Below are 21,136 nucleotides of genomic sequence, written 5' to 3' on the forward strand. Positions count from 1 at the left end.
TCCGCTTCCCCGCCCGCGCGGCCTGCCCCAAGCGGGAGCGCTCACGTACGGTTGACGCATGACGAGCATCGGTGGTGCCGAGATGGTCGACTGGAATCTCGCGGTGGCGACCGCGACCCGACTGGTACGGCCGGGCCCCGACGTGAGCCGCGACGAGGCCCGGGCCGTCGTCGCGGAACTGCGCCGGCACGCCAAGGCCTCGGAGGAACACGTCCGCGGCTTCACCCGGATGGGGACGGAAGGCGTCCACGACACACCCGTCCTCGTCGTCGACCGTCCCGGCTGGGTCCGGGCGAACGTCGCCGGGTTCAGGGAGATCCTCAAACCGCTTCTGGAGAAAATGCAGGAGCGGCGTGGCAACACCCCCGGCGGCGCGGTCCTCGGGGCCGTCGGCGGCAAGGTGACCGGCGTCGAACTCGGAATGCTGCTGTCGTTCCTGTCGTCCCGCGTCCTCGGCCAGTACGAGACCTTCGCCCCGGCCACCCGCGAACTCCCGGCCGGGGAGAACGGCGGCGGCCGACTCCTCCTGGTCGCCCCGAACATCGTCCACGTGGAGCGCGAACTCGACGTCCAGCCCCACGACTTCCGCCTGTGGGTGTGTCTGCACGAGGAGACGCACCGCACCCAGTTCACGGGCGTGCCCTGGCTGCGCGACCACCTGGAGGGCGAAATCCAGTCGTTCCTGGGGGAGACCGAGGTCGACCCCATGACGGTCCTGGAGCGCATCCGGGAGGCCGCCCAGTCGCTCGCCGGCGGACGGCCCGAGGGCGAGGACGAGGACGACGGCGGGCGCTCGCTCGTGGAGATCGTGCAGACCCCCGCCCAGCGGGAGATCCTCGGCCGCCTCACCGCCGTGATGTCCCTCCTTGAGGGCCACGCCGACTTCGTCATGGACGGAGTGGGCCCGGCCGTCGTGCCGAGCGTCGCCGAGATCCGTGAGAAGTTCCAGCAACGGCGGGCCAAGGGTGCCTCCCGCCTGGACATGGCCCTGCGCAAGCTGCTCGGCCTGGACGCCAAGCTCCGGCAGTACCGCGACGGCGAACGCTTCGTGCGGGCCGTCGTCGACCAGGTCGGCATGGACGGCTTCAACCGCGTGTGGACCTCCCCGAACACACTCCCGACCAAGACGGAGATCGCCAAACCGGCGGACTGGGTCGCGCGGGTGCACCGCAAGGCCGAGTCGTGAACCGCGTACGGACGTCGTGAGAGGAATCCGGCCGACGGCAGGCGAACGCCCCTTCAATCACCCGTCCGAGGGACCGTGAGCGATGGGTAGGCGTGCAATGCTCGGGGAACGCCCCGGTTCTGTCACCATCTACACACTCTGAGTGACCGAACCTCGGGCTCACCCCCCGAAAACTTCATGAAGGGAACCGGACATGGGTCCCCATCCTGCGGTCGCGGCGATACGCCTGGCGGTCCGCCGCGTCCTCCACGACCTCCTCAACGACCATCACGCCTCTGACGCCCATCACGCCTCTGACGCCCATCATGCTTCTGCCGGGCAGCGCCCGCCGTCGCCGCTCGTGCTCGTGGCCTGCTCCGGCGGTGCCGACTCCATGGGCCTCGCCTCCGCCCTCGCCTTCGAGGCTCCCAAGCTCGGCATCCGCGCCGGCGGCATCACCGTCGACCACGGCCTCCAGCCCGGCTCCGACCTGCGCGCCGAGGAAGTCGTCCTCAGGCTGCGCGAACTCGGCCTGGACCCCGTCGAGTCCACCGCCGTGAGCGTCGGCCGCGAAGGCGGACCCGAGGCCGCCGCGCGGGACGCCCGCTACGCCGCCCTCGACGCCGCGGCCGAACGCCATGGCGCGATCGCCGTCCTGCTCGGCCACACCCGCGACGACCAGGCCGAAACCGTCCTGCTCGGCCTCGCCCGCGGCTCCGGCATCCGCTCGCTGTCCGGCATGGCCGCGGTCTCGGGGGCCGACGGCCGTTACCGGCGCCCCTTCCTGGAACTCGACCGGCAGACCGCCCGCAAGGCCTGCATGGTCCAGTCGCTGCCCGTGTGGGACGACCCGCACAACACCGACCCCGCCTACACGCGCTCCCGGCTGCGCCACGAAGGCCTGCCCGCCCTGGAGAAGGCCCTCGGCAAAGGAGTCGTCGAGGCCCTCGCCCGTACGGCCCAGCTCTCCCGCGACGACGCCGACGCCCTCGACAGCTGGGCCCGCCAGGCCGAGGCCTCCGTACGCGATGCCGCCGGCCTCCTGGAGTGCGCCAAGCTCTACGCGCTGCCGCCCGCCGTGCGCCGCCGCATCCTGCGCCGGGCGGCCATCGAGGCAGGCGCCCCGGCCGGATCGCTGTTCGCCCGCCACATCGAGGAAGTCGACCGGCTGATCACCGGCTGGCGCGGCCAGGGAGTCATCAATCTCCCGGGCAAGGTCGTCGCCCAGCGGCAGGGTGGCAGACTGGTGATTCGGCAAGGCTGAATCCCTGCCTCCTGAAGGGGGCGACGGGCGGCTCGTGGGACGACCGAAAGTGATGCGGGTGGACGCGAAAGACATGGGTGCCGACCTCAAAGAGGTACTCATCACCAAGGAAGAGATCGACGCGAAGCTCGTGGAGCTCGCCGCGAAGATCGACGCGGAGTACGCGGGCAAGGACCTCCTGATCGTCGGCGTCCTCAAGGGCGCGGTGATGGTCATGGCCGACCTCGCCCGGGCGCTGTCCACCCCCGTCACCATGGACTGGATGGCCGTGTCGTCCTACGGCGCGGGCACCCAGTCCTCCGGTGTGGTGCGGATCCTCAAGGACCTCGACACCGACATCAAGGGCCGGCACGTCCTGATCGTCGAGGACATCATCGACTCCGGCCTGACCCTGTCCTGGCTGCTGTCGAACCTGGGCTCGCGCGAGCCGGAGTCGCTCAAGGTGTGCACCCTGCTGCGCAAGCCGGACGCCGCCAAGGTCGCCATCGACGTCGAGTGGGTCGGCTTCGACATCCCCAACGAGTTCGTCGTCGGTTACGGTCTCGACTACGCCGAGAAGTACCGCAACCTCCCGTTCGTGGGTACGCTCGCGCCCCACGTCTACGGCGGCTGAGCCAGATAGCCCAAGCCCTGTAAGACGATCGGGAACCCCAGCGGGTTTCGCGCCGTTGGAGGGAGCAGACGGGTTCGTCAGCCACTCCCGTGCGGCTTCGGTCCACAATGCTGGGGTACCGTCAGAAGAACTGTCTTATCAAACTCACTATGGCAGGAGGGACGGGGCGACACCGCTCCGTATGGATGGACGTGAAGCGATACTTCCGTGGGCCGGTCATGTGGATCGTGCTGGCCGTCCTTGCCGTGGTCGTGTTGATGCAGGTCGTCGGCTCGTCCGGCGGCTACAAGACGGTGGACACCGGCCAGGTCGTCCAGGCGATCACCGACAACAAGGTCCAACAAGCCAAGCTGACCACCGGCGACGAGCAGACCATCAAGGTCGAGCTCAAGGACGGCGAAAAGGTCGAAGGCAGCTCGAAGATCCAGGCGAGCTACATCGGCGACCAGGGCGTGACCATCGCCAACACGCTGCAGACCAAGTTCCAGGACAAGCAGATCCCCGACGGGTACACCGTCTCTCCGACGAAGCAGAACGCCTTCGTCGGGATCCTGCTCTCCCTGCTCCCCTTCGTCCTCATCGTGGTCGTCTTCCTGTTCCTGATGAATCAGATGCAGGGCGGCGGCTCCCGGGTCATGAACTTCGGGAAGTCCAAGGCGAAGCTCATCACCAAGGACACCCCGAAGACGACGTTCTCGGACGTCGCCGGCTCGGACGAGGCCGTCGAGGAGCTCCAGGAGATCAAGGAGTTCCTCCAGGAACCGGCGAAGTTCCAGGCGGTCGGGGCCAAGATCCCCAAGGGCGTACTGCTGTACGGCCCCCCCGGCACCGGCAAGACCCTGCTCGCGCGCGCCGTCGCGGGCGAGGCCGGCGTGCCGTTCTACTCGATCTCCGGTTCCGACTTCGTCGAGATGTTCGTCGGTGTCGGTGCCTCCCGAGTCCGTGACCTGTTCGAGCAGGCCAAGGCGAACGCCCCGGCGATCGTCTTCGTCGACGAGATCGACGCGGTCGGCCGCCATCGCGGCGCCGGCCTCGGCGGCGGTCACGACGAGCGCGAGCAGACGCTGAACCAGCTGCTCGTCGAGATGGACGGCTTCGACGTCAAGGGCGGCGTGATCCTCATCGCCGCGACGAACCGGCCCGACATCCTCGACCCGGCCCTTCTGCGTCCCGGCCGCTTCGACCGCCAGATCGCGGTCGACCGCCCGGACATGCAGGGCCGTCTGGAGATCCTCAAGGTCCACCAGAAGGGCAAGCCGGTCGCTCCGGACGTCGACCTGTCGGCCGTCGCCCGACGGACGCCGGGCTTCACGGGCGCGGACCTGAGCAACGTCCTCAACGAGGCGGCGCTGCTCACGGCCCGGTCGAACGGGAAGCTCATCGACAACCACATGCTGGACGAGGCGATCGACCGCGTGGTGGCGGGCCCGCAGAAGCGGACCCGGATCATGTCGGACAAGGAGAAGAAGATCACCGCGTACCACGAGGGCGGACACGCCCTGGTCGCGGCGGCTTCCCCGAACTCCGACCCGGTCCACAAGATCACGATCCTCTCCCGAGGCCGTGCTCTCGGCTACACCATGGTCCTGCCGGACGAGGACAAGTACTCGACCACCCGCAACGAGATGCTCGACCAGCTCGCCTACATGCTGGGCGGCCGCGCTGCCGAGGAACTGGTCTTCCACGACCCGACCACCGGCGCCGCGAACGACATCGAGAAGGCCACGGCAACGGCCCGCGCGATGGTCACCCAGTACGGCATGACCGAGCGTCTCGGCGCCATCAAGTTCGGTGGCGACAACACCGAGCCGTTCCTCGGCCGCGAGATGTCGCACCCGCGTGACTACTCGGAAGAGGTCGCCGCGCTGGTCGACGAAGAGGTCAAGAAGCTCATCGAGACGGCGCACAACGAGGCCTGGGAGATCCTGGTCGAGAACCGTGACGTCCTCGATCAGCTGGTGCTCCAGTTGCTGGAGAAGGAGACGCTGAACAAGGAGCAGATCGCCGAGATCTTCGCTCCCATCGTCAAGCGTCCGCCGCGGCCGGCCTGGACCGGTTCCTCCCGGCGTACGCCCTCCACCCGTCCGCCGGTGCTCTCCCCCCGGGAGCTCGCACTGACGAACGGTGCCAACGGCGCGACCCCGGCGATCAGCACCGCCAAGGCCACCGCGTCGGAGCAGGCCACGGATGCCGTTCCCGAGGAGCGCCCCGAGAGCTGACGCTCACCTTTCGCGCCGGTGGTCTCACCGGGCCCGGAATGGATGCCGCGGCCCCCCAGGTTTTAGCCTGGGGGGCCGCGGCGTTTTTCGGCCGCGAGAACTCTAGGAACGAGGCACCAGATGACCGACCCCGTGACGCTCGACGGCGAGGGCTCCATCGGCGAGTTCGACGAGAAGCGCGCCGAGAACGCCGTACGCGAGCTGCTGATCGCGGTCGGCGAGGATCCGGACCGCGAGGGGCTCCGGGAGACGCCGGGGCGGGTGGCGCGGGCCTACCGGGAGATATTCGCGGGGCTGTGGCAGAAGCCCGAGGACGTGCTGACCACGACGTTCGACCTGGGGCACGACGAGATGGTGCTCGTGAAGGACATCGAGGTGTACTCGACCTGTGAGCATCATCTCGTGCCGTTCCGGGGCGTCGCGCACGTCGGATACATTCCGGCCACCACCGGCAAGATCACGGGGCTGTCCAAGCTGGCTCGGCTCGTGGACGTCTACGCCCGCCGGCCGCAGGTGCAGGAACGACTCACCACTCAGATAGCGGACTCCCTGATGGAGATCCTGGAGCCGCGGGGCGTGATCGTCGTCATCGAGTGCGAGCACATGTGCATGTCGATGCGGGGCATCCGCAAGCCCGGCGCCAAGACGCTCACCTCGGCCGTACGCGGTCAGCTGCGGGACGCGGCGACGCGGAACGAGGCGATGAGCCTCATCCTGGCGCGCTGACGGCTCGGCCTGTCAGGCCGCCGACGGGGCCCCGGTGTTGCGGTCGTCGTCCTCCGGCAGCTTGCACACCCGCTCCAGGAAGATTGCCGCCGCTATCACCGCGATGCCCGCGAGGACCGAGAAGCCGGCGTAGATGGCCTGGTCGCGGCGGGCGGGGATGTCGAGGGATTCCAGGAGGAAGACGCCGGTGCCGCCGTACATGCCGGAGACCAGGGCGGCGACCAGCGCGCTGGCCTGGCCGAAGACGACCGCGCGGGCCGCCATCAGGGGGTCGACGCCCTTCGCCTCGGGGACGCGCTCGCGCTGGGCCTTCAGGCGGGCGCGCAGAGAGAGCGCCGTGGCCATCAGGACCACGGCGATCAGGGCGAGGACGATGGGGGCGGCCAGCGGGACGCTGGGCAGGGTCCCGACCGAGTTCCACAGGCGGGCGCCCGCCCAGGACAGGAGCCCGGCCACGGCGAACACGCCGGCCAGCAGCCTGATGTGCAGCTCTTTCACGGTGCCCCTTCAGCTCCCCCGAGGTCCTTGGGCGGTCCCACGGACTGTGGTCGTCTTGACCTTAACGGCTATTCGGGCAGCCGGAGTTCCAGGTCCTTGCGGGGTTCCACGCCGTTTCGCGTGACGGTGTCGAGGAGTGCTGCGACCGGGCCGTGGCCGGGCAATTGTGCCTCGGGGTCCACGTCGTGCCAGGGGGCGAGGACGAACGCGCGCTCATGGGCGCGGGGGTGCGGCAGGGTGAGGACCGGATCGTCGGAGACCACCTCGGCGTACGTCACGATGTCGACGTCGAGGGTGCGCGGGCCCCAGCGCTCGTCCCGCACCCGGTTGAAGGCTTCCTCGACCGCGTGGGCCCGCTCCAGCAGGGAGGACGGGGGGAGCGTGGTCTTCAGCACGACGACCGCGTTGAAGTAGGACGGCTGGCTGTCGGCGTCCACGCCCCACGGCTCGGTCTCGTAGACCGGGGAGACGGCCTTGACGCGGACGCCGGGCGTGTCCTCCAGGGCGTCGACGGCCCCCTGGAGGGTCTCCAGACGGTTGCCGAGGTTGGAACCGAGGGAGAGCACGGCGCGCTTGGGGTTGTGGAGGGTGACGTCGGCGGCGTCCACCCGCTGCACGACGGAGGCGGGCACCGGCTGTACGGTCGGGTCGCTGTGACCCGCGGCGAAGGACGCGGTCATACTCGGCTCCGGGTGATGGTGACGGTCACGTCGTCGAAGGGCACGGTGATCGGTGCGTCGGGTTTGTGGACCCTGACCTCGACCTCCTCTACCCGCTGGTGCTTCAGACAGACCTGGGCGATGCGCTCGGCGAGCGTCTCGATGAGGTTGACGGGCTCGCCCTCGACGGCGGCCACGACCTCCTCCGCCACGATGCCGTAGTGCACGGTTTTCGTCAGGTCGTCGTCGGCGGCGGCCGGCCGGGTGTCCAGCCCGAGGACGAGGTCCACGACGAAGGTCTGGCCCTCCTTGCGCTCCTCGGGGAACACTCCGTGGTGCCCGCGGGCCTTCAGGCCGCGCAGCGCGACACGATCCACGCGAATCACTCCTGCAATCGTCGGTGACGGCCGGTCCGTACCGTGTGCGGGCGGTACCCCGGCCTCGAACGAATCTACCTGCGAGCACTGACAGGGCCGGGCCACGGGACCACTGCTCACAGGCTGGTAGCCGCCCATACCCGGGGGGTCGTGATCCCAACCACTTCTTGGTCCGGGCGGGTCAGGAAGGAGTTTCCTCGTCCTCGGCCTCGCCGTTCTCGGCCAGCACCGGCGAGGCGTGGTGGGACCACATCTTCCAGCCCTCCGAGGTGCGGCGGAACACGTTCGTGGCGACCACCAGTTGCCCGACGAGCGGGCCGAGCTCCTCGCCGCCCTCGGGCGCCGGGCCACCGCTGAGGATGTTCTCGGTGCAGGTCACCAGGGCGGTGTCGCCGGTCACGGAGACGTGCACGTCCGTGAGGAAGAACTGGATGTAGTCCGTGTTCGCCATGATCAGCGCGTACGACCTCAGGACCTCGCCGCGCCCGGTCAGCACGGGCCAGCCGGGGTGCACGCAGGAGACCACGCCGACGTCCGCCGGGTCGTGGTAGGTCTCGTCGACGCCCAGGTCGGCAGGGGTGAGCCAGAACGAGGACAGCTCCTCGAAGTCGCCGCGCTCCAGCGCCTCGTAGAAGGCGGTGTTGGCGGCTTCCACCTGTTCCACGTCGGTGTGGGGGGCGCTCACCGGGCTCCCTCCACGGCACGGGCGACTCGCACCGCGTCGGCCGTGGCACGCACTTCGTGCACCCGCACCGCCCACGCGCCGGCGTGTGCGGCGAGGGCGGAGACGGCGGCCGTGGCGGCGTCGCGCTCGCGCGCGGGCGGGGGGGCGCCCTCGGGCCCGGCGAGGACACGGCCGAGGAAGCGCTTGCGGGAGGCGGCGACGAGCAAGGGGTGGCCGAGGCCGAGCAGGCGGTCGAGGTGGGAGAGGAGGACCAGGTCGTGCTCGGCGTCCTTGGAGAAGCCGAGCCCCGGGTCGACGATCACACGGTCGGGGGAGATGCCGCCCGCGAGGACGGCGTCCACGCGCGCGCGGAGTTCGTCGACGACCTCGGCGACGACATCGGCGTAGACGCCCCTGACGTTGCCGCCCTCCAGGAAGCCGCGCCAGTGCATGACGACGAAGGGGGCGCCCGCGTCGGCGACGACCGGGATCATCGCGGGGTCGGCGAGGCCACCGCTGACGTCGTTGACGAGGGCCGCGCCGGCGGCGAGCGCCTGTTCGGCGACACGGGCGCGCATGGTGTCGACGGAGACGGTGACGCCCTCGGCGGCGAGGCCGCGGACGACGGGGATGACGCGCCGGAGTTCCTCGGCCTCGTCGACACGGGTGGCGCCGGGGCGGGTGGACTCGCCGCCGACGTCGACGAGGTCGGCACCCTCCTCGACGAGGGCGAGGCCGTGCTTGACGGCGGCCGCGGTGTCGAACCAGCGGCCGCCGTCGGAGAAGGAGTCGGGGGTGACGTTCACGACTCCCATGACCGCGCAGCGGTCCCAAGGGGGAAGGCCGGCGACGCGCCCGCGTCCGCTCTGCTTGCTCATGCGTTCAGCCTAGGCCCAGCAGGGAGCGGGGGTACCGCGCGGCCTGCGGGTCAGGCCGCTCTGACGTCCCGTTCCGCGACCGCGTGGGCACACGCGCGTGCGGTGTGCGTGCGGCGGCGCAGGAAGCGCGGCAGCGGGAGGGCGAGGTTGACGAAGCCCTCGGCCTGCATGGCGGCGAAGCCGATGCGCGGCAGGTCTCCGGAGGCCCGGTACACGACGAAGCGGGGCTCCCAGCGAGGCTGGAACTTCGCGTTGAACTTGTACAGCGACTCGATCTGGAACCAGCGGGACAGGAACACCAGCAGGCCCCGCCAGGCGCGCAGCACCGGCCCCGCGCCGATCTTCTCGCCGCGTGCCAGCGCCGCGCGGAACATCGCGAAGTTGAGGGACACGCGCGTGATGCCGAGCTTCGGGGCCGCTTGGAGGGCCGCCACGATGAGCAGTTCGTTCATGCCGGGGTCCGCCGAGCGGTCCCGCCGCATCAGGTCCAGGGAGACGCCGTCCGCGCCCCACGGAACGAAGTGCAGGATCGCCTTGAGATCGCCGTAGGGACCGGGCTGGTCGTCGGCCTTGTGGGCGGTGGCGATGAGGCAGTCGCCGTCGGCGAGGTCGCCGATGCGGCCCAGGGCCATCGAGAAGCCGCGCTCGGTGTCGGTGCCGCGCCAGTCTTCGGCGGCCTGCCTCACCCGCTCCAGCTCCGTCTGCCCGAGGTCACGGACGCGCCGTACGCGGGTCTCGTAACCGGCCCGCTCGATGCGCTTGACCATCTGGCGGACATTGCGCATCGCGCGGCCGGCGAGCGAGAAATCCGCGACGTCCACCACCGCCTCGTCGCCCAGTTCGAGGGCGTCCAGGCCGGTCTCGCGGGTCCAGACCTCGCCGCCGGTCTCCGAGCAGCCCATGACGGCGGGCGTCCAGGAGTGCGCCCTGGCCTCGTCCATGAAGCGCTCGATGGCACCCGGCCAGGCCTCCACGTCACCGATCGGGTCGCCGCTGGCGAGCATCACCCCGGACACGACGCGGTAGGTCACCGCCGCCTTCCCGCTGGGCGAGAAGACGACGGCCTTGTCGCGGCGCAGCGCGAAGTGGCCGAGGGAGTCGCGGCCGCCGTGCTTGGCCAGGAGCGCCCTGAGGCGGGACTCGTCCTCCTCGGTGAGCTGTGCGGCGGGGTGCTCGGGACGGAAGGCGAGGTAGATCGTCGTGATCGCCGTGAGCAGGCCCAGGGCGCCCAGGGAGGCGCCGACGGTCCACGAGGTGTCGCCCTGGTAGTCGACCGGGCCTTCGAAGCCGAAGAGGCCGTACAGGACGTGCGTGATGCGATCGGCCAGGCTCGGGTTTCCGACCATGCGGTTCGGATGGGCGCTGACGATGATCAGCCCGAGGACGAGGGAACCGGCGCCCATGAGTACGAAGTTGGCGAGTGCGCGCCAGCGGCTGCGCGGGTCGGGCAGTGCCCTGAACTGGTCGCGGTGGCGCAGCAGCGGGGCCAGCAGGGCGAGCGAGATGGCCGCCCCGACGAGGGAGTGGCGGTACGTGAACTGCGCCAGTGCGCCCGCCGGCAGCAGCACCACGGCCGCCCGCCAGGCTCGGCGCTTGTGCCGCCTGAGGCCGTGGGCGAGCAGCAGCAACAGCACGCCGGTGCTGAGCGAGAGCGCGGCCGCGAACGGGCCGAGCGCACCGGGCAGTACCTCGGCCATGGTGTGCATACGGCTGTGCCGGAAGCGCGGGAAGACGCCGGCGGCGACGTCCAGAAGGCCCACGAGCGCGCAGGCTCTGGCGACGAGGACGGGGACAGCCTCGGGGCGCGGTCCGTGCAGTGCACGCCGCAACCGTGTTGATCGGATCGGAACCCCGCCCGACATTTCCTCATCTGTCCTGACAGACATCGCATCCCATGGTTCTGCGAGTGACTCTGGATCCGGAGCTCCGATTCGGGCATCCGGCGACATTGCGCCCTCTAGGACGGTGTCTCGGGAGGAGAGGTTCACTCACCTCCTCAAAGCCGTTTCAAAGGCCGAGGAAAGCGAAAGCAAGCAATGGGTCTCACGAGCAACAACACGCTGGTGGCGACGGTTTTGGCCGCCATGGCGCTGTTCGCCGGCACGGTGTGGCTCTGGCCACGACTGGCGCGCCGCGGCTGGCGGTCCGTCGGCGGCCGCATCGGGCTGCTGCTCGCGACGCAGTTCATGCTCTTCGTCTCGGCGGGCCTCGCCGCCAACCATGCCTTCGGGTTCTACGCCTCCTGGGCCGACCTGTTCGGCCAGGAGACCGACCAGGGCGTGGTGGTCGACCACACCCCGGGCGTCCGGTCGAGCGGGCCCCTGAAGGTGACCGAGATAGGGGACGTGCCCGGCAGGGGCGGCTTTCGGCCGTCGTCGGTCGGGCAGATACAGAAGGTCGACATCGTCGGCCCCACGAGCCACATCGCCAGTCCCGCGTACGTCTATCTGCCGCCGGAGTATTTCCAGGCGCGCTATCAAACGCGTACCTTCCCGGCCGCCGTCGTGCTCACCGGTTATCCGGGCACCGCGAGAGCGCTGGTGGACAAACTCCACTATCCGCGCACGGCTCTGGAACTCGCCAAGGACGGCCGTATGCAGCCGATGATCCTGGTGATGCTGCGGCCGACGGTGGCGCCGCCGCGCGACACCGAGTGCGCGGACGTTCCGGACGGTCCGCAGACCGAGTCGTTCTTCGCGAAGGACCTTCCCGAAGCGGTGACCGCGCACTACCGGGTGCGCACGGAACCGGGGAGCTGGGGAATCATCGGGGACTCCACGGGCGGCTACTGCGCGCTCAAGCTCGCCATGCACCACCCCAAGGTGTACGCCGCGGGGGCGGGCCTGTCCCCGTACTACAAGGCGCCCGTCGACGCCACCACGGGCGACCTGTTCCACGGCGACAAGACACTGCGCGGCCGGGCCGACCTGTGGTGGTGCCTCAAGCACCTGCCCGCCCCCGACACCTCACTGCTCGTCAGCAGCAGCAGGGTGGGCGAGGCGAACTACAAGGAGACGTTGAAGTTCATCGAGCGGGTGAAGGCGACGGAAACGACCCGCATCTCGTCGATCATCCTCGAAAGCGGCGGGCACAACTTCAACACCTGGCGGCGCGAGATCCCGGCGACCCTGGAGTGGGTCAGTGAGCGGCTGAGTGGCCGATCGGCGAGCGACGAGTGAGCGATGAGTGATCAATAGGCGGAATTCGGTGGCTCTTCGGATTCCTGATGTCGTGTGAAGGCAGCGGGGTGGCGGTGTTTTTATGGGGCGGGGCACCATGGTTCGCCTACTCGCGGTAAGTTTCTGGCCATGCCACGTGGACGTCACCGCCATTCCCCGCCTCTGCACAGGCTGCTGCCTCCGTCGGCGATCGCAGGCGTCTCCCTCGTCTGCGCCTTCGGCCCCTGGGTGTTCTCGCAACAGGCCGTGCTGCGCGTCATAGCCGCGTTCGCCGCGGCGGTCGCGGTCGTCGGGGCGGCCGTCATGCGCCGTTGGGACGCGCAGGCGGGCAAGCAGGTCGCCGACCTCACACGCGCGCGTGCGAGCGACGAGTGGCGGCACGAGGAGCGGGTCGCCGAACTCGAGACCGATCTCGAGGAGTCGCGGGAGCTGCGCGTCAAGCTGGAGCAGCGGCTGCGGGCCAAGCGCGCGGAGCTGGCGGGCCTGCGCAACGAACACGCGGCGCTGCTGCGGCGGTACGCCACGGCGGAGACCGAGCGTGCGAGCGCCCTGGAGGGCCGCCGGCTGCTGGAGATAGAGGCCGCCCCGGCACGTGCGCTGCCGCCGGCGGAGCCGGCCGACGCGCAGACCGTGGCGGTGGCTGCCGAGGACGGGCCCGAGACGGAAGCTTCGGATGCCGTGGAGGCCGCGGACGGGGTGGAGGCTTCGGAGGCCGTGGAGACCGCGGAGGTTTCGGAGGCTTCCGAGGAGAAGCCGGAGCGGCCCGCGATCTTCTCCCCGGAGGGGTCCCGGTTGTTCCTGCGGGCGAACGCGGCGCTGAAGCGGCTCGACGAGGGCGGCGACGGGGCCATCGGGACGAAGGCCAAGGACGACGCCGATCCCGAGGTCGACAAGGGGCAGTCGGCGAACGCCGGTTCCGCCGCGGCGGAACCCGCCGGCACCGAGGCGGAGGCCGCGCAGGAGGACGAGGCGCGGGGGAAGCCCGAGGCGGCCGACGTGCATGAGCGTGCGGCCGCCACCACCACGGCGAGAGCCGCCGCCCAGCCGCAGCAGCGGCCCGCCGGGCACTTCATAGCGCCGACCGCCGTGGCGGTCGCACCCGCGGCTCCCGTGCGACGCCCGCGGGTCGAGGGCGGGTTCGACTTCTTCGGCACCAAGTCGGGGGCCTCGCGGGACGCCCTGGAGGCCGTGCAGAACGAGGACCTCGCCGACGTCGTCGGCCAGGAGGCCCTCGCCCTGCACAAGGCCGAGGCGGAGGCCGAGTTCAAGCCGGCCGGCGAGGAGTCGCGGGGCGTCGGCCAGGTCATCGACCTGACGGCCCACGACGAGACGGAACAGATCGACGTACAGGGACTGCGCAGCGCGGTCTCCTGACGGACGCGGTCTCCTGACGGACGTACAGATGCTCGCGGGGCACGGTCAGACCATCCAGCGGTCGGGCCGTGCCCCTCTCCGTCCCGTCCGTGACCGCTCCGCCTGCGCCCCGAGCAGCTCCGCGGCCTCCTGGGCGTCCCGCAGGCGGGCCGTGACGGTCTTGTTGGCTCCCGTGTCCACCTGCACGTCGGCGACCCGCCACAGCCGCTCCCAGGGCCCCTGCGTGAGCCGTACGCTCTGGACCTTCGCGTGCGGGACGAGCGACAGGCGCCGGCGCAGCAGCCCCTGACGGGAGGCGAACACCGCGTCCGTGACGGCGAGTCCGTAGCCGCGCCACCACAGCGGCACGCACCAGCGGGCCCGCCGCGGGGGCCGCGACAGCGCCTGCAGCGGGGGCACGGTCACCCCCGGCAGCACACGCGCGACGACCGCCTCGGCGACCTCGCGCGGGGCGACCGGCACCAGCACGGAGTTGGACGACCCCGCGACGTCCAGCTCGACGCGCACCCACCCGCGCCGCCGCCACAGCAGCGGCTCCACGATCCGTACGGTCTGCACGCGCCCCGGCGGCACCGTCTCGTGGGTGCGGTCCAGGAGGCCGTGGTCGATGCGCAGCCCGTCCGGGGACTCGCCCACCGTCCAGTCGTACTCGGTGACGAACCGCCCCACGCTGCTCGCCCCCGCCGCGCCGAGCAGCGGTACGGCGGTCGCGAGGACCGTCCACAGGCTGTGGGTGGCCATCCACAGCAGCGACGGAACGACGAGGGTGGCGACCAGCGTGCCCCAGGTGGCGCCCGTCAGCACGAGGGAGAGCGCCAGATCACGTGGCGGCGTGCGCATCAGCTCGCGCGCCGGTGCCTCGCCGACCTCGTGCGCGGTCTCGGGGGCGAACCCGGCGGCGCGCGCGAGGAGTTCCGCGCGCAGGTCCCGCGCCTCGCCCTCCCCGAGGAGGGCCAGTTCGTCCTTCTTGTCGGTGCCGACGACGTCCAGCCGGAGCTTGGCGACACCCGCCACGCGCGCGAGGAGCGGCTGGGTGACGTCGATCGCCTGGATCCGCTCCAGCCGGATGTGCGCGGTGCGCCGGAACAACAGGCCGGTCCTTATGCGCAGTTCGCTGTCGGTCACCGCGAAGTGGGTGAACCACCAGGTGAGAAAGCCGTACAGGGCGGCGGCCGGGACGATGACGGCGAGGGCGATCAGCAGCGTGGTGGTCGTCAGCCGGGTCAGCTGGCGCTGCGCCTGGTCGGGGTCGTGCACGGCCCACCCGATGACGACGGCGACCGGCGCCCATGCCCGCCTGAGCGGCGTTATGGGATGCAGCCGCCGCTCGGTGACGGGTTCCTGCTCCGGCTTCTCCGCTACGGCGTCGTCGACGCCCGGCGCTGTCACAGGCCCGCCGATCGGGCCTCGCCGAGTTCGGTGAGCCGGTCGCGCAGCCGCTCCGCCTCGGCCGGGACGAGACCGGGGATGGTCGCGTCGGTCGCTGCGGCGGCGGTGTGCAACTGGACGCTGGCCAGCCCGAAGTGCCGCTCCACCGGCCCGGAGGTGACCTCCACCAGCTGCATGCGGCCGTACGGCACGACGGTCTCCTCGCGCCACAGCACGCCCCGGCTGATCAGCAGGTCGTCGGCGCGCTCGGCATAGCGCCAGGAGCGCCAGTTGCGGCCGAGCAGCACCCAGCCCCAGCCCATCAGGGCGAGCGGCAACAGTGCGAAGCCCGCCCACACGGGCCCGCACAACAGCCCGAGCAGCAGCCCCAGGGCCACCGCGAGCAGTCCCAGCCACACCACCAGCAACAGCCGCCGCATCCGCAGCAGCCCCCGCGGCAGCCCGGTCCACACCGGTTCGTCGCCGGCGACCTCAGTGTCGTGCCCGCTCCCCGTCTCCATGGGGCCAGCGTACGTAGGAGAGACTGTGTCCATGACTCCTACGACGGAGACCACGGTCGGCATCGGCGGCGCCGCGGAGAGCACCGACATGGTGCTGAACATCGGACCGCAGCACCCGTCCACCCATGGCGTCCTGCGCCTGAGGCTGGTCCTGGACGGCGAGCGCATCCTGAGCGCGGAGCCGGTGATCGGCTACATGCACCGTGGCGCGGAGAAGCTCTTCGAGGCGCGCGACTACCGCCAGATCATCATGCTCGCCAACCGCCACGACTGGCTGTCGGCCTTCTCCAACGAGCTGGGCGTGGTCCTCGCCGTGGAGCGGATGCTCGGCATGGAGGTCCCCACGCGCGCGGTGTGGACGCGCACGCTGCTCGCCGAGCTCAACCGGGTGCTGAACCACCTGATGTTCCTGGGCTCGTATCCGCTGGAGCTCGGCGGCATCACCCCGGTCTTCTACGCGTTCCGGGAGCGGGAGGTCCTCCAGAACGTCATGGAGGAGGTCTCCGGCGGCCGGATGCACTACATGTTCAACCGCGTCGGCGGCCTCAAGGAGGATCTTCCGGCCGGCTGGAGCACACGCGCGCGGGCCGCGGTCTCCGCCGTGCGCTCGCGCATGGACCGCTTCGACGACCTGGTGCTCGGCAACGAGATCTTCCGGGGCCGCACCCGGGACGTGGGCGTCCTCGCGCCCGAGGCCGTCCACGCGTACGGCGTCAGCGGGCCCGTCGCGCGCGCCTCGGGCGTCGACTTCGACCTGCGCCGCGACGAGCCGTACCTCGCCTACGGGGAGTTCCAGGACACCCTGAAGGTGGTGACCCGCCAGGAGGGCGACTGCCTCGCCCGCTTCGAGGTCCTCCTGGAGCAGACCCACAACGCCCTCGACCTCGCCGACGCCTGCCTCGACCGGCTGGCCGAGCTGCCGCCCGGGCCGATCAACCAGCGCCTGCCCAAGGTCCTCAAGGCGCCCGAGGGGCACACGTACGCGTGGACCGAGAACCCGCTCGGCATCAACGGCTACTACCTCGTCAGCAAGGGCGAGAAGACCCCGTACCGGCTGAAGCTGCGCTCGGCGTCGTACAACAACATCCAGGCGCTGGTCGAGCTGCTGCCGGGCACGCTGGTCGCGGACATGGTGGCGATCCTGGGCTCACTGTTCTTCGTGGTCGGGGACATCGACAAGTAGGTCCGCGAGCGGGTCGCGCGGGGATGCGTCCGGAAAACCGACGCGCAGATCCACCGGCTGGAGCAGCCAGCCGAAGTCGCCGAGCCCGCCCGCCGCGGTGAGCTCGGCGGCCTCTCCGGCGCGCGCGAGGGAGCGCAAGTACTCCGCGGGGTGCGTGGACGCCAGCGAGAGCGAGGGGCGTGCGCCCGCGATGCCCAGGGTGCGCAGGGCATAGCGCTGGCTCCGCACGCGCCCTCCGGCCAGTGCGCACGCGTCCAGCGCCACATGGGCCGTGAGGTCGCACGACCCGTCCGGTACGGGTGCCGTCTCGCGCCCGTCCCGGAAGCCGCTGAGCGTCCCGAAGAGGGGGCGCGAGGACGCCGTGTGGGCGTAGTCGACGGCGACCGCGAGCCCCCGCTCCACCGTGGCGACCGCCGACGCCCACGCCTCGTCCCTGGGCAGGCCGATCTCGGCCCGCAGTCCCTCCTCGGCCGGCAGCGGCCACCACCGGTCCAGCCACTCGGCCTCCGCACCGGCCACGGGTTCCCCGAGACGCTCGCGGCCGTCGCGTCGTACGAGCACCCGTCGAGGTACGCCCGAGGAGTCCGTCTCGGCGATCTCCACGGGTACGTTGTCCAGCCATTCGTTGGCGAACAGCAGCCCCGTGATGTTCTTCGGCGGCTCGGACAGCCACTCGATCCGGTGATCGAGGGCGGCCGGGCGGTCGGCGACCTCGACGGCGTACACGCGCGTGCGTGTGGTCACCTCGGCGGGGAGCGCGGCGAGGACACCGGTGGCCAACTCGCCCCGCCCCGCGGCCATGTCGACGAAGTCGAGCCGGGCGGGCCGGCCCAGCGCCTCGTCGAGGCTGCACAGCAGCCGGGCCACGGCCCGTGCGAACAACGGGGAGGTGTGCACGGACGTACGGAAGTGTCCGGCGGGCCCCTCCGGCCTGCGATAGAAGCCCTCCGGGCCGTAGAGCGCGGCCTCGGTGGCGGCCCGCCAGCCGGTCCAGCCGCCCGTCGTGTCATCGGTCACGTCGTCAGGCTAGGCGCACCGGGGAACGGGGCCTCCACCTTGGGGAGTACGCGCGAGCGGTACGGATCGGTCCTCCGGTTGACCCCTGCACACATCCCGCTTCCCTACGCTGGGTTACGTGCAACGCCTCTATGACTTCCTCCGCAGGCACCCGACAGGGGTCGACGTCTTCTGGGCCGTCTTCCTGCTCGGGATCTCGCTCGCGAGCGAAACCACCCGTGGGGAGTCCCGGGGGACCGAGTCCCCCCTGGCGATCATTCCGATCGTCCTGCTGCTGTGCCTGGTGACAGCGCTGCGCAGGCGTATGCCGGAGCGGATGCTGCTGCTGGCCATTGGGCTCGGTCTCGCGCAGGTCGTGCTGGACGTGGAGACCACGCCCGCCGACTTCGCCTTCCTGGTGATCGTCTACACCGTGGCCGCCACGGGTACCCGCTGGGCCTCCCGGCTGGCGCTGACGGTCGGCCTGTGCGCCGCTCCCGTGGCGCAGATGCGCTGGTGGAACGAGAACACCAGCGGCCTCGGCAATGTCGCCCTCATGGTCTTCCAGGCCGTGCCCTTCGCCCTGGCCTGGGTCCTCGGCGACTCGATCCGCACCCGCCGCGCCTACTTCGCGCAGCTCGAGGAGCGCAACGCCCGCCTAGAGAAGGAGCGCGAGGCACAGGCCAAGGTCGCCGTCGCCGCCGAGCGCGCCCGGATCGCCCGCGAACTGCACGACGTCGTCGCGCACAACGTGTCGGTCATGGTCGTCCAGGCCGACGGCGCCGCCTATGTCCTCGACGCCGCGCCCGACCAGGCCAAGAAGGCCCTGGAGACCATCTCCTCCACCGGCCGCCAGGCGCTCGCCGAGATGCGCCGCCTGCTGGGCGTGCTGCGCACCGGCGAGCACCAGGAGGGCGGCGAGTACGTCCCGCAGCCCGACGTCGAGCAGATCGAGGACCTCGTCGAGCAGTGCCGCGGCTCCGGGCTCCCCGTCGACTTCAAGATCGAGGGCACGCCGCGGCCGCTGCCCAGCGGCGTCGAGCTCACCGCGTACCGCATCGTGCAGGAGGCGCTCACGAACACGCGCAAGCACGGCGGCCCGAACGCGGGCGCGAGCGTGCGCCTGGTCTACTTCGACGACGGTCTCGGCCTGCTCGTCGAGGACGACGGCAAGGGCGCCCCGCACGAGCTGTACGAGGAGGGCGGCGCCGATGGAGCCGGCCACGGCCTGATCGGCATGCGCGAGCGCGTCGGCATGGTCGGCGGCACCCTGGACGCGGGCCCCCGCCCCGGCGGAGGATTCCGCATCAGTGCGCTGCTGCCGCTCAAACCAGCGCACTGACACCCACGCACGCCCCCTGTTGACACCTGTCACGCCCCCTGGCGACCCGCCGTACGACCCCGAGGAAACGGAAGAGGCCCGATGACGATCCGCGTGATGCTCGTCGACGACCAGGTGCTGCTGCGCACCGGGTTCCGGATGGTGCTCGCAGCCCAGCCGGACATGGAGGTCGTCGCGGAGGCGGGCGACGGCGTGGAGGCCCTCCAGGTGCTGCGCTCGACCGCCGTGGACGTGGTCCTGATGGATGTGCGCATGCCCAAGCTCGACGGTGTGGAGGCCACCCGCCGCATCTGCTCGGAGCCCGACCCGCCGAAGGTGCTGATCCTGACCACCTTCGACCTCGACGAGTACGCCTTCTCCGGGCTGAAGGCGGGCGCCTCCGGCTTCATGCTCAAGGACGTGCCCCCCGGCGAACTGCTCACCGCGATCCGCTCGGTGCACAGCGGTGACGCCGTGGTCGCCCCCTCGACGACCCGGCGCCTGCTCGACCGGTTCGCGCCGATGCTGCCCGCCACCGGCAAGGAGCCCCAGCACAAGGAGCTGGAGCGGCTCACCGGCCGCGAACGCGAGGTCATGGTGCTCGTCGCGCAGGGCCTCTCCAACGGCGAGATCGCGGCCCGGCTGGTGCTGTCGGAGGCGACGGTGAAGACCCACGTCGGCCGCATCCTGACCAAGCTCGGCCTCAGGGACCGGGTGCAGGTGGTGGTCCTCGCCTACGAGACGGGGCTGGTGCGCGCGGGCGGCCAGGCCTGAGACACAGCCCGGACACGGGCCGCCGACTCCCTAGCCGCCGGCCTCCTGGCCGCCGACCTCCCGCAGCCGGGCGACGAAGTCGGCGGCCGCCGCCTTCACATCGGCCGCCGTCCACTCCAGGGCGGCGGCACGGACGTAGACCTCGGTCATGGACAGGCCCGGGCCCTTCGCGTCCCAGGGCTGGACGAACAGGGCTGTCCCCGTCTCCTCCGACTGCCGGATCGCCGCCTCGGAGAGCTCGTCGACGCCGTACGGCAGCCAGACCTGGAAGTCGAACGTGTGCGGCACCTCGGGGTGGACCCGCGCCCACGGCACCCCGGCCTGCGCGAACCCCTCGCGCAGCGCGGCGGCCACCACGCGCGCGTGGGTCACGTACTCGGGCAGGTGGGGCAGTTCGTGTTCCAGGCCGGCGAGGGCCGACAGGGCGGTCGGGAACTGCTGGAAGACCGCGCCGCCGTAGCGGTGCCGCCAGGTCTTCGCCTCCTCGACCAGGGCTCTGGGGCCGGCGAGGGCGGCTCCGCCGAAGGCCTGGAAGGACTTGTAGAACGACACATAGACGCTGTCCGCGAGGTCCGCGATCTCGGCCAGGGGGCGGCCGAAGTGGACGGTGGTCTCCCACAGGCGTGCCCCGTCGAAGTGCACCACCGCGTCCCGCTCCCGTGCCGCCTCCACGACCTCGGTGAGCTCCTCCCAGGTGGGCAGCACGAAACCGGCGTCCCTCAGGGGCAGTTCCAGCATCAGCGCCCCGAAGGGCTCCTCGAAGCCGCGTATCTCGTCGGCCGTGGGCTGCCGCGGTTCGCTCGTCACACGGACCGGGCGCAGACCGGAGACCTCCCTGAACGCGTCGCGCTCGTGCACCTCGGGGTGGGCCAGGGCGTGCAGGGCGACGGTGGGGTTGCCGGTACGGCCCGCCCAGCAGCGCAGCGCCACCTGCTGGGCCATCGTGCCGGTCGGGAAGAAGGCGGCCGCCTCCTTGCCGAGGAGTCCTGCGACCTTCTCCTCCAGGGCCTCGACGATGCCGTTCCCGTAGAGGTCGCCCGGCTCGTCCAGATCGTAGAGCGTGTGCGCCTCGTCGAGCAGTGCCAGGCGCTCGCGGAGGGGCGCGAGCAGTCCCAGACGCGCCAGTGTGCGCCCTGCGCTGTGGTAGGCGCTGATGCGCCGTGCGCGGCGGCGCAGGAGCCGTTCCTCCTCCGTGAGCCGCTCCGACCGGGCCTCGTCCGCCGCCTGCTCCGCGCTCTGCTCCGCTGTGTCACTCATGCGCGGATCATCTCGTGGGGCCCCGGGCGCGGGCACCCGGGTTTTCGCGCTCCCCGGCCCACACGGAAACCCACAGCCTGTGGACAACCGGACGCCCCTC

At 71.1% G+C, this 21,136-nt stretch carries 20 protein-coding genes; 10 read left to right on the plus strand and 10 right to left on the minus strand.

The window, feature by feature from the left end; translation table 11 throughout:
- The first annotated feature begins 58 nt into the window (after window positions 1-58).
- From ACIRP7_RS38535 to folE, 5 genes are all read left to right on the plus strand, one after another.
- On the plus strand, window positions 59-1,186 hold the full coding sequence (locus ACIRP7_RS38535) for a zinc-dependent metalloprotease (RefSeq protein ID WP_352387904.1): 1,128 nt from the start codon (window positions 59-61) through the stop codon (window positions 1,184-1,186).
- 193 nt (window positions 1,187-1,379) lie between these two features.
- Window positions 1,380-2,429: a tRNA lysidine(34) synthetase TilS gene (gene tilS, locus ACIRP7_RS38540; RefSeq protein ID WP_403669434.1), complete on the plus strand. Its 1,050-nt coding sequence runs from the start codon at window positions 1,380-1,382 to the stop codon at window positions 2,427-2,429.
- A gap of 52 nt (window positions 2,430-2,481) precedes the next feature.
- A complete protein-coding gene (hpt, locus tag ACIRP7_RS38545) occupies window positions 2,482-3,042 on the plus strand; it encodes a hypoxanthine phosphoribosyltransferase (protein ID WP_020122574.1) in 561 nt (186 codons plus the stop codon).
- A gap of 185 nt (window positions 3,043-3,227) precedes the next feature.
- Entirely contained in the window at window positions 3,228-5,261 is a 2,034-nt protein-coding gene (gene ftsH, locus ACIRP7_RS38550; RefSeq protein WP_403669437.1) for an ATP-dependent zinc metalloprotease FtsH, read from the plus strand.
- A gap of 120 nt (window positions 5,262-5,381) precedes the next feature.
- Window positions 5,382-5,987 (plus strand): GTP cyclohydrolase I FolE, encoded by a 606-nt coding sequence (gene folE, locus ACIRP7_RS38555; protein WP_403669439.1) that lies wholly within the window; start codon window positions 5,382-5,384, stop codon window positions 5,985-5,987.
- Window positions 5,988-5,999: 12 nt separating this feature from the next.
- Here the strand turns inward: folE and ACIRP7_RS38560 are convergent, their stop codons facing one another.
- The 6 genes from ACIRP7_RS38560 to ACIRP7_RS38585 all read right to left on the minus strand — a co-directional run bounded on the left by ACIRP7_RS38560 (window position 6,000) and on the right by ACIRP7_RS38585 (window position 10,925).
- Complete coding sequence (locus ACIRP7_RS38560) at window positions 6,000-6,485, minus strand: DUF3180 domain-containing protein (protein ID WP_403669442.1); 486 nt, start codon at window positions 6,483-6,485, stop codon at window positions 6,000-6,002.
- Window positions 6,486-6,553: 68 nt separating this feature from the next.
- A complete protein-coding gene (gene folK / locus ACIRP7_RS38565; RefSeq protein WP_352387914.1) occupies window positions 6,554-7,165 on the minus strand; it encodes a 2-amino-4-hydroxy-6-hydroxymethyldihydropteridine diphosphokinase in 612 nt (203 codons plus the stop codon).
- Complete coding sequence (gene folB, locus ACIRP7_RS38570; RefSeq protein ID WP_403669445.1) at window positions 7,162-7,521, minus strand: dihydroneopterin aldolase; 360 nt, start codon at window positions 7,519-7,521, stop codon at window positions 7,162-7,164. The genes folK and folB overlap by 4 nt, the downstream gene beginning before the upstream one ends.
- Before the next feature lie 181 nt (window positions 7,522-7,702).
- A complete protein-coding gene (locus tag ACIRP7_RS38575) occupies window positions 7,703-8,206 on the minus strand; it encodes a nuclear transport factor 2 family protein (protein ID WP_403669448.1) in 504 nt (167 codons plus the stop codon).
- Window positions 8,203-9,063 carry a dihydropteroate synthase gene (gene folP, locus ACIRP7_RS38580; RefSeq protein WP_403669451.1) on the minus strand — a complete coding sequence of 287 codons (861 nt, stop codon included), beginning with the start codon at window positions 9,061-9,063 and terminating at the stop codon, window positions 8,203-8,205. The genes ACIRP7_RS38575 and folP overlap by 4 nt, the downstream gene beginning before the upstream one ends.
- Before the next feature lie 50 nt (window positions 9,064-9,113).
- The gene (locus ACIRP7_RS38585) at window positions 9,114-10,925 is read right to left on the minus strand and encodes a phosphatidylglycerol lysyltransferase domain-containing protein (protein ID WP_403669581.1); all 1,812 of its coding nucleotides are present in this window, start codon (window positions 10,923-10,925) and stop codon (window positions 9,114-9,116) included.
- Window positions 10,926-11,099: 174 nt separating this feature from the next.
- Between ACIRP7_RS38585 and ACIRP7_RS38590 the strand changes: the two genes are divergently transcribed.
- Window positions 11,100-12,242, plus strand: coding sequence for an alpha/beta hydrolase (locus ACIRP7_RS38590; RefSeq protein ID WP_403669454.1), 1,143 nt, complete (start codon window positions 11,100-11,102; stop codon window positions 12,240-12,242).
- Between the two features lie 129 nt (window positions 12,243-12,371).
- On the plus strand, window positions 12,372-13,616 hold the full coding sequence (locus ACIRP7_RS38595) for a hypothetical protein (RefSeq protein WP_403669457.1): 1,245 nt from the start codon (window positions 12,372-12,374) through the stop codon (window positions 13,614-13,616).
- 45 nt (window positions 13,617-13,661) lie between these two features.
- Here ACIRP7_RS38595 and ACIRP7_RS38600 read toward each other — a convergent pair whose 3' ends face one another.
- Both ACIRP7_RS38600 and ACIRP7_RS38605 read right to left on the minus strand, forming a co-directional pair.
- Window positions 13,662-15,005, minus strand: coding sequence for a PH domain-containing protein (locus ACIRP7_RS38600; protein WP_403669460.1), 1,344 nt, complete (start codon window positions 15,003-15,005; stop codon window positions 13,662-13,664).
- Window positions 15,002-15,505 (minus strand): PH domain-containing protein, encoded by a 504-nt coding sequence (locus ACIRP7_RS38605; protein ID WP_352387928.1) that lies wholly within the window; start codon window positions 15,503-15,505, stop codon window positions 15,002-15,004. The genes ACIRP7_RS38600 and ACIRP7_RS38605 overlap by 4 nt, the downstream gene beginning before the upstream one ends.
- A gap of 31 nt (window positions 15,506-15,536) precedes the next feature.
- Here ACIRP7_RS38605 and ACIRP7_RS38610 point away from each other — a divergent pair, with 31 nt between their 5' ends.
- Window positions 15,537-16,688, plus strand: a complete 1,152-nt coding sequence (locus ACIRP7_RS38610) for an NADH-quinone oxidoreductase subunit D (protein ID WP_403669464.1) — start codon at window positions 15,537-15,539, stop codon at window positions 16,686-16,688.
- On the opposite strand, the gene ACIRP7_RS38615 is transcribed toward ACIRP7_RS38610, so the two are convergent.
- Window positions 16,653-17,705: an SAM-dependent methyltransferase gene (locus ACIRP7_RS38615; RefSeq protein ID WP_403669467.1), complete on the minus strand. Its 1,053-nt coding sequence runs from the start codon at window positions 17,703-17,705 to the stop codon at window positions 16,653-16,655. The genes ACIRP7_RS38610 and ACIRP7_RS38615 overlap by 36 nt on opposite strands.
- Before the next feature lie 118 nt (window positions 17,706-17,823).
- On the opposite strand from ACIRP7_RS38615, the gene ACIRP7_RS38620 reads away from it, so the two are divergent.
- Entirely contained in the window at window positions 17,824-19,026 is a 1,203-nt protein-coding gene (locus ACIRP7_RS38620) for a sensor histidine kinase (RefSeq protein ID WP_403669469.1), read from the plus strand.
- Window positions 19,027-19,107: 81 nt separating this feature from the next.
- A complete protein-coding gene (locus ACIRP7_RS38625; protein WP_403669471.1) occupies window positions 19,108-19,779 on the plus strand; it encodes a response regulator in 672 nt (223 codons plus the stop codon).
- Between the two features lie 30 nt (window positions 19,780-19,809).
- Here the strand turns inward: ACIRP7_RS38625 and ACIRP7_RS38630 are convergent, their stop codons facing one another.
- On the minus strand, window positions 19,810-21,036 hold the full coding sequence (locus ACIRP7_RS38630; protein WP_403669473.1) for a threonine aldolase family protein: 1,227 nt from the start codon (window positions 21,034-21,036) through the stop codon (window positions 19,810-19,812).
- Window positions 21,037-21,136 lie beyond the last annotated feature (100 nt).

It is taken from the genome of Streptomyces sp. NPDC102270 (genome assembly GCF_044766405.1).
Lineage (GTDB): Bacteria > Actinomycetota > Actinomycetes > Streptomycetales > Streptomycetaceae > Streptomyces.